This window comes from Shewanella sp. BJSY2023SW007 (assembly GCF_047314525.1).
GTDB lineage: Bacteria > Pseudomonadota > Gammaproteobacteria > Enterobacterales > Shewanellaceae > Shewanella > Shewanella chilikensis.
Genome location: NZ_JBKORL010000067.1, coordinates 31,830 through 44,503, shown reverse-complemented (window position 1 = coordinate 44,503; position 12,674 = coordinate 31,830). Strand labels below are relative to the sequence as shown.

Here is a 12,674-nt window from a genome sequence, read left to right as displayed (position 1 = left end):
ACGCCCTAAGCCAAATCGGCCTAGGGCGGTAAAAATATCAAAGACCCGATATCCTGTTAATCACAAGGCAGCTCCGCTTAAGTGAACTACGTTGCACCCTACACGGGACAGGGCTCTAACTTTACTCAAGCGGCTTTTCTCTGCTCAATCCACCACAGCAGATCTGAAAGCCGCCAAGCCACACAATGGGCGCTCAGCCTGACCCGTTGGGGGCTAAGCCTTGCCGTTCCATCATCCACCACTGAGTGCGACTGACACCAGTGAACATCTTACGCTCAGGCTCTCTGACCAGTCGCTCACACTGACCTGATTGACTGAGCACTTGAGTACGAACTTCTTCACTAGGCAATACGAAGGTCTGTTCACTCATAAGATTCGGCATGCCTGTTTGCCAGATAATCTCATGTTCCAATGGTCAACTAAATGCACGTTTGAATCAATGCAACTTTAGAGACCTGGGATGTCATTAGAATCGGTAGTCTACGCTCAGGTACAGTTGCTGGGTGTTGTCCAGCGCATATTTACCTGTGTCTATCTTGTTGTCATAGTCCTGCTTCAGGTAGCTATAACCTATCTCGGTATTGAGATTGTCGCTCAGCTTATACACAAGACCTGTCTGACCACCCCAGACAAAATTATTATCTGATCCCAGGGCGCCGCTGTCCGGTGAAGTGTGGTTAATACCGGCGCTGGCACCGACAAACCAGTTCAGCTTGTGGTCCTGATCCAAACCTACCAGATAGTCATAGGAAACCAGCCCCATCTGCTGCTTGGCGAAGTCATCGCTGTTGTAGCTATAAGTGGCGTATAGGCGTTGGTTCGGTGTCAGGAAGGCTCCGCCGCGCACCATGTAGACGGCATTGCGATCATCATCGCTGAACTTGCCTCCATCAGTGGGCTTATGAGAGTAGTCGTTTTGCTGCGCGCCGACACCGCCGCCGACAAACCAGTCTGCGGCAAAGGAAGGGGCTGAGAAAGCGAGAGCCGCAGCGGAAGCCAGTATTAGAGATTGAATTTTCATAATTTACTCCTTGATCCGGGAAAGTCCGGATGGCTGTTTTAAGCCGGGTCAACTTGTGTTCATCGGCAGGTTAGGGCCGTTTTGCTGAACTTTGGCTGAATGAGAGCCGGAAGGGACTTTTTATCGTATAAGTTGATTTTTTGTGTTAAAAAACTTGATGTTAGAAATGGCAATTGTTGATAGCCCGTGATGGGGTTGTGGTTTGGAATGGAACTATTAACCTGAGGGAAAAGGGATGCGACTGGTATTTGTACACGGCTGGAGTGTGACGTCCACAGAGACCTACGGCTATTTGCCACAGGCATTGGCCAAGCTGGCAGACACTGAGCTCCAAGTGAGTCATCTGCACTTGGGGCGTTACATCAGTTTTCAGGATCAGGTGAAGCTGGAGGACGTTGCGCTGGCTTTCGAGGCCGCCAGACGTGAAGTGCTGGGGGATGAGCCTTTCGCGGTGATTACCCACAGTACCGGCGCCGCGGTTGTGCGCTGTTGGTTGGAGACTTTCTTCGGAGCCCAAAAGCTGGCGGCTTGTCCCGTGACTCATATGATCATGCTGGCACCGGCCAACCACGGCTCTGCCTTGGCACAGCTTGGCAAGTCGCGCCTCGCCAGGATTAAGGCCTGGTTCGATGGATTGGAGCCGGGGCAGAAGATCCTCGACTGGTTGGAGCTGGGCAGCCTGGGGCAGGCCTCTTTAAGTAAAGCCTGGCTTAATTATGATTTTGAAGCTGCTAGGCTTTGGCCCTTGGTGCTGACCGGCGAAAGCATAGATGCATCCCTCTATGATTATCTCAACTCTTATACCGCCGAGCCTGGCTCGGATGGCGTCGTGCGAGTCGCCGCGGCGAATATGAATTATGCTCGGTTGCAATTGGTGGAGCAGGCTCAGGAATGTGACAGCTTTGATGGTGCCTGTGTGGCCAAGCTGGTGCCGGAAAATTTTATTCAGGCTCCTGTCAGTGGCTTCGGCATTATTCCCAGGGCTAGCCACAGCAAAGAAAAAATGGGGATCATGCGCTCCGTCAGCCGTAGAAACGCCGCCAGCAAACCTGTGGTGCAGGCGATTCTTAATTGGTTGAAAGTCGACTCGGTAGAGGCTTATCGTCAGGCCTGTCAGGAGCTTGCGCAGCAAACCTATAGCCGGACTACCAAGAAGCGTTACACCATGTTGGTGATTCGGGTGTGGGACGATACCGGCGCCGCCATAGAGGATTTTGATTTTTATCTGCTCAGTGGTGAGCAATATCTGCCGGGTATTTTACCTAAGGGCTTTATGCAGGATAAACAGCGCAATCAGCTGAGCCGCAACTGCCTGACCCTGTATCTGGATGCCGCCAAGATGCAGACCCTGCCTAAGGGGAAAATCGGTTTTAAACTGGTGCCACGCCCTGATGATGGCGGCTGTTATTATCGTGCGGTTGAGTTCCAGTCTGATGCCGGTGCGGTATCCAGGCTGCTGAAGGAGGACGCTACTTTGGAAGTGGATATCTTACTTAAGCGGCACAGGGATGCAGGGCTATTTACTCTGGTTAGCCCGGAAGAGGGCGGTGATTTTTCCCACTTACCACCTCAGGGGGAGTTGGCCGATATTTGATGGCAAAATTTTACCTTACTTTTTACAGTAATTTTTACAGAACTCTGATTGGCCGCAGACCTTGGTCCTCTTGACATTATTCCGGGTGCTCCCTAGTCTGCTTGAACAATAGTCAAGGTGGTAAGCAATGGAAATCAAGTATCAGTTAAAGCCCGCCGCAGAGCGTCGCTCAGAGCAGTTTTGTCCTGAAGGTAATGTTGGCTTTGGTCGTCTGCGCACCGACCATATGTTCATGATGGATTATTATGATGGCGAGTGGCGGGATCCCCGCATTGTCCCCTATGGTCCGTTTGAGATGGCTCCCGGCGCGATGGCGCTGCATTATGGTCAGAGTATTTTTGAAGGCGCCAAGGCCTTTATGCATGAAGACGGTGAGATTTATACCTTCCGTCTCAACAAGAATGCCGAACGCATGAACCGCTCTGCCGATATCGTCTGTATTCCCAACATTGATGAAGCCATGCAGCTTAAGGCGATCAACGCTCTTATCGATGTCGACCGTCTCTGGTTCCCTATGCAGGAAGGGGCTTGCCTCTATATCCGGCCCTTTATTTTTGCTACCGAAGACAGATTGTCAGTCAGCCCGGCTAACCGCTACACCTTCTGTGTGGTGATGAGCCCCAGCGGTGCCTACTATGGTGAGAGCCTCAACGCCATTCGCCTGCTGATCAGTAAAGAATTCCACCGCGCGGTATCCGGTGGTACCGGTGCTTCCAAGGCTGCCGGCAACTATGCCGCTTCCCTGCGTGCCGGTAAGGCGGCTGCGGCTCACGGTGCTTCCCAGGTGCTGTATCTGGACTCGACCAATGAATATATCGAAGAAGCCGGGGCGATGAACCACTTCCATATTCTCAAGGATGGCACGGTGATCATCCCTGAGTTTACCGATACCATTCTCAAGTCGATCACCTCGCAGTCTATTATTGAGCTGGCGCCACTGCTTGGCTGTGATGTCCGCCAGGAGCAGGTCAAGCTGGACGATTTTATCGCCGGTGTCGAGTCGGGTGAGATTATCGAAGCCGGTGGTTTCGGCACAGCAGCCGTGGTTTCTCCGGTCGGCTCCTACATTTTTGAAGATGGCCGGGTGGTCACCGTTGGTGATGGTAAGGTGGGTGAACATGTCAGTCGCATCTATCGAATCTTCACCGAAATCCAGAAAGGGCACAGACAAGGCCCACAAGGCTGGGTCTGCAAAGTGCCCAGGCTGGAAAAGGCATAAGCCAATAACCCCACTATTAATCAAAAACGCGGCCAGTTGAGCCGCGTTTTTTTATGGGGTGATTTTATTTTCGGCTAAGCAAGGCCTCTGCCTGTCCTTCTGTCATTGGACGTCCCAACAGGAAGCCCTGAGCCTGATCGCAGCCCTGGGCGGCAAGGAAATTCAGTTGAGCCTGGGTTTCCACTCCTTCGGCCACCACCTGTAACTCCAGGCTGTGGGCCAGGACTATGATGGCGTTGATAATGGCGGCATCGTCCGGATCTTTGGTGATATCGCGGACAAACTCACGGTCAATTTTTAAGGTATCCAGCGGGAAGCGTTTGAGATAGGCCAGACTGGAATAGCCGGTGCCGAAGTCATCAACCGCCAGGCTTAATCCCAGCCCCTTCAGTTGATTGAGTATTTCCACCGATTCCAGCGGTTGCTGCATCACTGCTGACTCTGTCAGTTCTATCTCCAGTAGATCTGCAGCCAGACCATGCATGGCAAGAGCCACTTCTATGCTGGAAATAATGTCGGACTGCAGCTGCTTGGCAGAGATATTGATCGCTATCGGAACCGCTTCCAGCCCTTGATTTTGCCAGCGTTCCAGTTGACTGCAGACACTCAGCAGTACCCATTGACCTATGGCGTTGACCTGGCCGGTTTCCTCGGCCAGCGGAATAAACTCTGCCGGAGAAATAGGCCCAAGCTCCAGGCTTTCCCAACGTAGCAGGGCCTCCATGCCGGTGAGTTTACCTGTATGGACACAGAACTTAGGCTGGTACAGCAGGTAGAATTCATCGCGATCCAGCGCCTGTTTCAGCCCGGCTTCCAACTGCACATGGCGTACCGCATAGGCGTTGAGTTTAGCTGTATAGAACTGGAAGTTATTGCGGCCCAACGACTTGGCATGGTACATGGCGGTATCGGCAAACTTCAGCAGCTCCAGCGCTTCTTCGGCATCATCCGGATAGAGGCTAATGCCTATGGATGGTGAAACATTGAGGCAGAAGTCTTCCAGTGCGAAGGGCCGTTCGAACGCCGCCAGCAGTTTTTCGGCGATGACGGTTGCCGCCTTGGTTTTTTGCAGACCTTCGAGAATGATGATGAACTCATCACCACCCAGACGGGCAACTGTATCTCCATCTCTTATCGCTTGGGTCAGTCTGGAGGAGACCGCTTTCAGCAGTTGATCGCCCACATGATGGCCCAAAGAATCGTTAATGTGTTTGAACCTGTCCAGATCCAGAAACAGCAGGGCGACCATGTTACGGTTACGGTGCGCCTGGCGCAGGGCATGATCCAGTCTGTCCTGGAACAGAGTGCGATTGGGCAGACCGGTGAGCTGATCATAGTTGGCTAACAGGCGCAGATCTTCCTCGGCTTGTTTGCGGTCTGTGATATCGGTAAATACCACCACGAAATGACTGGCTTCGCCCTGGCTGTTGAGCACCTGATTGACTTCCATCCACACTAGCAGCGGTTGCTTGCTGTGGGTGCGGATCTGCACTTCACCGGACCAGTGTTTTTGGTTCAGCAACTGATGCTCTATCTGTTGATAGAAGCTTCTGGCGTAGAGTCCCCGGGTCAGGAACAGGAAAGGCTTGCCGGAGATTTTATGCTCGTTGAATCCAGTAGTGCTGCAAAACGCCGGATTGATTGAGATTATGCGATAGTTGAGATCGCAAACCACCACAGACTCATTCATGCTTTCCAGCACCTGGGACGATAACCGCAGCGCCTCTTCCTGACCGCGGCGCATACTGATATCTGTGAAAGTCCCCGCCAGGCGTAATGGCTTGCCGCTGCGGTCGCGTTCGACGATTTTGCCGCGATCCAATACCCAGCTCCAGTTGGCATCGGTGAGTTTGATACGATACTCGGCCTCGAAGAATTCGGTATCTCCCTGTAGGTAGCTCTCCAGTGCCGCTTGAACCTGGTGCCTGTCATCGGGATGCACCAGTGCCATCTGCCGACTGGCGTTGGTTTCCGTTGGTGCTTCCAAGCCTTGTTTAGGGCCGGTAACGAAAAAACGATCATCTTCCAACTGCCAGTCCCACATCCGGTCACCCGAGCCCCAGAGCGCCAGTTTCAGCCTTTCTTCGGAAAGTTGAATGTTGGATTGGGTTTGCTGTTCGAGGCGGCGTTGAGAAAGGAAATGCCTTAGCCAGAGGCTAAAGAGTATCAGTGTCAGCGCCAGGTAAAACAGATAAGCCTGAGTGGTACGGTAAAAGGGGGCCGGCACTGTGAGTTTTAACAGCAGCTGTTCCTGTCCTTCGGGGTTGTGTTGCAACTGATGGCGGGCCAACAGCCGATAGTTGCCAGGTGCTAAATTGGTATAGCTGATCTCGTGCAGCGACTGGGCAGGGTGCCAGCTCTTGTCCCAGCCTTCAAGAAAAAAGCTGAATCTGTGGCGTTGGGGATAGGCAAAATCCAGTGCTGAGATCTCAAAGCTTACCAACTGCTCGCTGTAAGGAATCGTCAGTTCGGGAACGTGACCAAGGTCCAGCCGGGGGAAATAGCTGTTGCCCAGGCGGTAACCTGCCAGGGCCAGTTTAGGTTGTTTGCGAACTTTGGGGACTTGCTGAGGGTAGAAATGGTTCAATCCATTGATGCCACCAAACCAGATACTGCCATCTTTGTCCTGCCAACTGACATTGCCGTTGAACTCCAACGCCTGCAATCCTTCATGTTCATTGAAAGTCAGCACTTTTTCCTTGTCGACGGTAAAGCGACTGATCCCTGAATTACTGCTGAACCAAAGGTCGCCACTCTTGTCTTGCTCTATGGCATAGACGGTATTGCCCGGTAGGCCCTGATTACGGTCGAAGTGTTGCAGCTCATCCTGACGCAAGCGGCTGAGACCGCCGTGAGTAGCAAACCAGATATTGCCGTCTCTGTCTTTGAGTATGTCCCGCACCATGGGATTGACCAGACGATCACCGCGGATGATCTGCTGTTGACCTGTGTCAGGTTGCAGCCAATAAGCCCCGTTGGTGGTACCGACCCAGATGCCGTTATTGGCTGTGCTCAGACTGAGGATCATTTGCTCTTGTGGGCCATCTTCAAGATACTCGTTGACAAAGTGAGCTTGGAATCCCCCTGTTTCCGGCGTGAAATGGTATAAGGTGTTGCCGGCACCAAGCCAGATATGTTCATCTGGACTGATGAGCAAATCACGAATAGCGGGTTTGTTACCCGGGGGGCGATAGAGCTGCATTTCGCCGCTTTTGTTCAGGCTTATCAAGCCGCCACTGCTGGCCAGCCACAATCTCTGGTGACTGTCTTCGGCAATCGCACTTATGGTGAGATCCAAAAAGGATTCATCCTGGCCGAGCAGCTTCGCAAGCTGGTTGTGGTGGGAAATAAAGCGCCCCTCGGCCGTTATATGAAATAAGCCTGCCCTATCTGTGCCCAAATATAGCAGGCCGCCTTTAGTGCGGAATATAGCGCGGATATTATTGGCCCGCTGGCGTTCCAGCGGGTTTTGATTGTTGTAGATATGCTCGAAGTACTGCCGGGCCAGGTTCACCTTGTCTATGCCGGAAAACAGGCTGCCAATCCATAAGACCCCGTTATTGTCCTGCAGTAGGCTGTAGACATCATTGTCACTGAGGCTGTTGGGATCCGATGGATCATAGCGATAGTATCTGGCTTGCCACTGACCTTCTTTAAGCCGCAGTTGGATAAGTCCCGTCTGTTGCCCACCAAGCCAGATGTCACCTCTGCTGTCGAAGATAAATTCGAGAATGCCCCGATTGGGTTTTGGTAAACGATAGATAAGCTCCGGGTTGTTCAAACCAGGCGGATAACGCCAGAGTGCGTCATCAATAGCCAGCCACAGGGCGCCATCTTCGCTCAGGCGCGCCTGTACCGGATGACCATGTTCGGCATCGGGTAAGGGCAGGGGCTTGAGTCCCTCATTACGCAAAACCAGCAAACCATCACTATGGCTGCCAATCAGCAAGGCGTCTTTGCCTATGGGGGTCAGCACTTGGATATCTGTGCTGATATTTTGCCTCAGTGACAGCTCATGCAACTCGTCGCTGTCAGTATCCAGGGCGTAGAGTCCATTGCCGCTACCGATCCACAGTGTGTCTCCCACCAGAGCCAGGCGGTTAATTTTTTTGCTGCTGAGCCCCTGGTCGCGGCCAATGGGAGTGAATACGCCTGTTTGTAGATCCAGGCGGTTCAAGCCGCCATTGAAGGTGCCTACCCAAAGTTGCCCCTGGCCATCCTGCAGTATGTCGGTGACGTGATTATTCGACAATGTCTGGCTGTGGTAGGGGTCATGTTGAAACAGGGTAAAGTCGATGCCGTTGTAACTGTGCAGCCCATCCTGGGTGCCAATCCACAAGATACCGGCCTTGTCCTGGTAGAGGCTGGTGATGCTGTTCTGATTAAGGCCATTCATGCTGCTGACATGCTGAAATTTGAGCTGGGGCACAGGTTCAGCCCTGAGCTCAAACAGGCTGATAGATAACAGCAGAGCGGCGAGTAAGCAACAGATCCGCGACAAGAAACCCTCTTCTTTGGTGGCTTGGGTTAGTGATAATGTAACCATTCTCTATGGGGGTAAAGCTGACAGGTGTTCCAAGGCATTGTTGAAACTGTGCAGGTCAATGTTGACCTATCTCCTGGTTCCTTCCAATGTTTGCCTTGTATAAACATCCATCAGTCTCGTAGAGTCAGTAACCCCCTAATACAGAATGGTATTACTTATAACAGATTTCTTTTCTCTGTTTGGCAAACTTTATATTGCATGGTTGCAAATTGGAATGAAAAAAGGCCCCGCCGGAAGGGAGGAAGCGGAGCCTTTACAAAAGGGAAGTGGCGATCAATTACTTAACAGGGGGATTGCCTTGAGCCAAAACTCAACTGAATTTTAGCAACTGCTGCCCGGTATCCTGACTACGCCCTCCATCAGGATGCGCGCCGAGCGACTCATGATGGCCTTGGTCACCTGCCACTGACCGTCCTTGAATTCAGCCTCTGCGCCGACTTTCAAGGTGCCGGATGGGTGGCCGAAGCGTACCGAGCTGCGCTCACGGCCGCCGGCCGCCAGGTTAACCAGGGTGCCCGGGATAGCCGCAGCCGTGCCTATGGCCACTGCCGCCGTGCCCATCATGGCGTGGTGCAATTTACCCATGGACAGGGCGCGAACCAGGAGGTCAACATCGGTTTCGGCCAGCTGTTTGCCACTGGAAACCTGATGCGCCTGCGGTTTGGCTACAAACGCTACCTTGGGAGTGTGTTGGCGGGTTTCGGCTTCGGATAGCTCCTTAATCAACCCCATGGCCAGCGCGCCGTGTGCCCTAAGCAGCTCAAAGCGAGCCAGCGCCTCGGGATCGCCGTTGATCTCCGGCTGCAGCTCGGTGCCTTGATAGCCGAGATCGGCGGCATTGACGAAAATGGTCGGGATCCCGGCGTTGATCAGCGTTGCCTGAATTTTACCGCTGGGGTGTACTTGGGTGGGAACCGTCAGCTCATCCACCAGCTTGCCGGTAGGGAACATGGCGCCGCCGTCTTCACCATCATCGGCAGGGTCGATAAATTCCAGCACAATTTCGGCGGCGGGGAAGGTGACACCGTCGAGCTCAAAGTCACCGGTTTCCTGCACTTCACCGGCGCTGACCGGCACCTTGGCGATAATGGTCTTGCCGATATTGGCCTGCCAAATCCGCACTTCGCAGATGCCGTTTTCCGGTACCCGTTCCGGAGCAACCAGACCGGCATGCAGGGCAAAGGCGCCTGCCGCAGTGGAAAGGTTGCCGCAGTTGCCGCTCCAGTCGACAAAGGGCTTATCTATGGAGACCTGACCATAGAGGTAGTCTACGTCGTGACCGGGAACCTGGCTGGCATTCATGATCACGCATTTGCTGGTACTCGAGGTCGCGCCGCCCATGCCGTCAGTGTGTTTGCCGTAGGGGTCAGGGCTGCCGATGACCCGCATCAACAAGGCGTCGCGGGCCGGGCCGGGCACTCTGGCCGCCTCGGGCAGATCGTCCAGACGGAAGAACACTCCCTTACTGGTGCCGCCGCGCATATAGGTGGCGGGAATTTTTATCTGTGGTTTAAATGCCATGGCATTGGATCCTTTGACATAAATATTCTTATCAGTCGGCCATAACCTTGGCTATGGCCGACTTGGTCACGCATCAAGGGCCGGCTTAAACATTGCCCTGCAAGAAGTCCTGCGCGAAACGCTGCAGTACACCACCGGCTTCATAGATGGTTACTTCCTCAGCGGTATCCAGGCGGCAGCGCACAGGTACTTCTACCGTTTCGCCATTGCTGCGATGCAGCAACAGGGTCAGAGTGGCACCGGGAGTGCGCTCGCCGAGAACGTCGAAGGTTTCTGTGCCATTTATGCCCAGGGTCAGCCTGTCGGTCCCCGGGAAGAACTCCAGCGGCAGCACGCCCATGCCTATCAGGTTGGTTCTGTGAATGCGCTCGAAGCCTTCGGCCACAATCGCCTCGACTCCGGCCAGGCGCACGCCCTTGGCGGCCCAGTCACGGCTGGAGCCCTGGCCATAGTCTTTACCGGCTATGATGCACAGGGGTTGCTTGCGCTCCATGTAGGTTTCTATCGCTTCCCACATGCGTACCTGTTGCCCTTCGGGCTCGATACGGGCCAGCGAGCCCTGGATCACCTTGCCGCTGTCGTCCTTGACCATTTCGTTGAACAGTTTGGGGTTGGCAAAGGTGGCCCGTTGAGCCGTCAGATGGTCACCCCTGTGGGTGGCGTAGGAGTTGAAGTCTTCCTCCGGCAAGCCCATCTTGGCCAGGTATTCACCGGCGGCGCTGGATGGCAGAATGGCGTTCGATGGCGACAGGTGATCCGTGGTGATGTTGTCACCCAATACCGCCAGTGGCCGCATCCCCTTGAGCGCACGTTCACCGGCCAGGGCGCCTTCCCAGTAGGGTGGGCGACGGATATAGGTGCTCATTGGGCGCCAGTCATACAGAGGGTCGACCCCATCACAGTATTCCACGGCGATATTGAACATGGGCTCATACACCTTGCGGAACTGCTCCGGCTTGACCGACGACTTGACGATGGCATCTATCTCTTCATCGCTGGGCCAGATGTCCTTGAGGGTTACGGCGTTGCCGTTCTGATCTGTGCCGAGTGCGTCTTTCTCTATGTCGAAACGCACAGTCCCTGCAATGGCGTAGGCCACTACCAAAGGCGGCGAGGCCAGGAATGCCTGCTTGGCATAGGGGTGGATCCGGCCATCGAAGTTACGGTTACCGGACAATACCGCGGTGGCGTAAAGATCTCTGTCGATCACTTCCTGTTGTATTTTGGGATCGAGCGCGCCGCTCATGCCGTTACATGTAGTACAGGCGAAGGCGACTATGCCAAAGCCCAGCTGTTCCAGGTAAGGCAATAGCCCAGCCTCGCGCAGATAGAGATCCACCGCCTTGGAGCCGGGGGCCAGAGAGGTCTTGACCCAAGGCTTGCGTACCAGGCCTTTTTCCACTGCGTTGCGGGCGATAAGGCCGGCGGCAATCACGTTGCGTGGGTTACTGGTGTTGGTACAGCTGGTGATGGCGGCGATAATCACGGCGCCGTCCGGCATCAGGCCTTCTTGCTGCTCGACCTTGCCGGCAATGCCTTTGGCGGCCAAGTCGCTGGTGGCCAAACGGGCATGCGGGTTGGAAGGACCGGCCATGTTGCGCACCACGGAGGAGAGATCGAACTCCAGTACCCGCTCATATTCGGCGCCTTCGAGGCTGTCGGCCCACAGACCCGTGGTCTTGGCATAGTTTTCCACCAGCGCTACCTGCTCGTCATCACGGCCGGTGAGGCGCAGATAATCTATGGTTTGCTGATCGATATAGAACATGGCGGCAGTGGCGCCATATTCGGGAGTCATGTTGGAGATGGTTGCCCTGTCACCCAGGGTCAGGCTGGCGGCGCCTTCACCGAAGAATTCCAGATAGGCACCCACCACCCGCTCTTTACGCAGGAATTCGGTCAGCGCCAGCACTATATCCGTGGCGGTAATGCCGGGAGCGGCCTTGCCGGTCAGCTTGACGCCGACTATGTCCGGCAGGCGCATCCAGGAAGCGCGGCCGAGCATCACGCTTTCGGCTTCCAGACCACCCACGCCTATGGCGATCACCCCAAGGGCATCCACGTGTGGCGTGTGGCTGTCGGTGCCGACACAGGTGTCCGGGAAGGCTACGCCGTCGCGACTCTGGACCACGGGGGACATCTTCTCCAGGTTGATCTGGTGCATGATGCCGTTGCCGGGCGGGATCACATCGACGTTTTTAAAGGCCGTCTTGGTCCAGTTGATAAAGTGGAATCTGTCTTCGTTGCGTCTGTCTTCAACGGCGCGGTTTTTCTCGAAGGCATCCGCTTCAAAGCCGGGGTGTTCCACCGCCAGAGAGTGATCCACAATCAGTTGGGTCGGCACCACAGGGTTAACCTTGGCCGGATCGCCCCCCTTGTCGGCGATGGCATCACGCAGACCGGCCAAATCAACCAGTGCTGTTTGGCCGAGAATGTCGTGACACACCACCCGCGCCGGAAACCAGGGGAAGTCCAGATCCCGTTTGCGTTCGATAATCTGTTCGAGGAAGTCGTTGAGCCTGCCGGGCTCGGCGCGGCGTACCAGGTTTTCGGCCAACACCCGCGAGGTGTAGGGCAATTTGGCATAGGCTCCGGGGCTGATGGCCTCGACTGCGGCGCGGGTATCGAAATACTCGAGGCTGGTGCCGGGCAGGGGAATTCGGTAATTGGTATTCATGAGTTCTGTCCACTGAGAAGCAACTGCAAAAAGAGCCGGGCCCCTGCTCACTTGGGTGCCCGCTCTTGCTCATTCATCGGGCGGCCGTTTGGCCGC

General features: G+C 54.7%; 7 protein-coding genes. 2 read left to right on the top strand and 5 right to left on the bottom strand.

What is annotated here, in order from left to right:
• Positions 1 to 193: 193 nt before the first annotated feature.
• Both ACMHXE_RS10340 and ACMHXE_RS10335 read right to left on the bottom strand, forming a co-directional pair.
• Complete coding sequence (locus ACMHXE_RS10340; RefSeq protein WP_224868144.1) at positions 194 to 370, bottom strand: hypothetical protein; 177 nt, start codon at positions 368 to 370, stop codon at positions 194 to 196.
• Between the two features lie 96 nt (positions 371 to 466).
• Positions 467 to 1,021 carry an outer membrane beta-barrel protein gene (locus tag ACMHXE_RS10335; protein ID WP_412500381.1) on the bottom strand — a complete coding sequence of 185 codons (555 nt, stop codon included), beginning with the start codon at positions 1,019 to 1,021 and terminating at the stop codon, positions 467 to 469.
• A 235-nt stretch (positions 1,022 to 1,256) separates the two neighbouring features.
• On the opposite strand from ACMHXE_RS10335, the gene ACMHXE_RS10330 reads away from it, so the two are divergent.
• A complete protein-coding gene (locus tag ACMHXE_RS10330; protein WP_413732174.1) occupies positions 1,257 to 2,615 on the top strand; it encodes an esterase/lipase family protein in 1,359 nt (452 codons plus the stop codon).
• 127 nt (positions 2,616 to 2,742) lie between these two features.
• A complete protein-coding gene (locus ACMHXE_RS10325) occupies positions 2,743 to 3,834 on the top strand; it encodes a branched-chain amino acid aminotransferase (RefSeq protein WP_144133117.1) in 1,092 nt (363 codons plus the stop codon).
• A 64-nt stretch (positions 3,835 to 3,898) separates the two neighbouring features.
• Here ACMHXE_RS10325 and ACMHXE_RS10320 read toward each other — a convergent pair whose 3' ends face one another.
• The 3 genes from ACMHXE_RS10320 to acnD form a co-directional block, all read right to left on the bottom strand.
• A complete protein-coding gene (locus ACMHXE_RS10320) occupies positions 3,899 to 8,380 on the bottom strand; it encodes an EAL domain-containing protein (RefSeq protein ID WP_101056915.1) in 4,482 nt (1,493 codons plus the stop codon).
• 321 nt (positions 8,381 to 8,701) lie between these two features.
• Positions 8,702 to 9,901 carry a 2-methylaconitate cis-trans isomerase PrpF gene (gene prpF / locus ACMHXE_RS10315; protein WP_335917394.1) on the bottom strand — a complete coding sequence of 400 codons (1,200 nt, stop codon included), beginning with the start codon at positions 9,899 to 9,901 and terminating at the stop codon, positions 8,702 to 8,704.
• Between the two features lie 85 nt (positions 9,902 to 9,986).
• On the bottom strand, positions 9,987 to 12,578 hold the full coding sequence (gene acnD, locus ACMHXE_RS10310; RefSeq protein ID WP_413732171.1) for a Fe/S-dependent 2-methylisocitrate dehydratase AcnD: 2,592 nt from the start codon (positions 12,576 to 12,578) through the stop codon (positions 9,987 to 9,989).
• Positions 12,579 to 12,674: the final 96 nt, after the last annotated feature.

Excerpts from the sequence above, each read along its gene's own strand:
- ACMHXE_RS10340 (WP_224868144.1), bottom strand. The coding sequence starts at position 370 with ATGAGTGAACAGACCTTCGTATTGCCTAGTGAAGAAGTTCGTACTCAA.
- prpF (WP_335917394.1), bottom strand. The coding sequence starts at position 9,901 with ATGGCATTTAAACCACAGATAAAAATTCCCGCCACCTATATGCGCGGC.
- ACMHXE_RS10335 (WP_412500381.1), bottom strand. The coding sequence starts at position 1,021 with ATGAAAATTCAATCTCTAATACTGGCTTCCGCTGCGGCTCTCGCTTTC.
- ACMHXE_RS10320 (WP_101056915.1), bottom strand. The coding sequence starts at position 8,380 with ATGGTTACATTATCACTAACCCAAGCCACCAAAGAAGAGGGTTTCTTG.
- acnD (WP_413732171.1), bottom strand. The coding sequence starts at position 12,578 with ATGAATACCAATTACCGAATTCCCCTGCCCGGCACCAGCCTCGAGTAT.
- ACMHXE_RS10325 (WP_144133117.1), top strand. The coding sequence starts at position 2,743 with ATGGAAATCAAGTATCAGTTAAAGCCCGCCGCAGAGCGTCGCTCAGAG.
- ACMHXE_RS10330 (WP_413732174.1), top strand. The coding sequence starts at position 1,257 with ATGCGACTGGTATTTGTACACGGCTGGAGTGTGACGTCCACAGAGACC.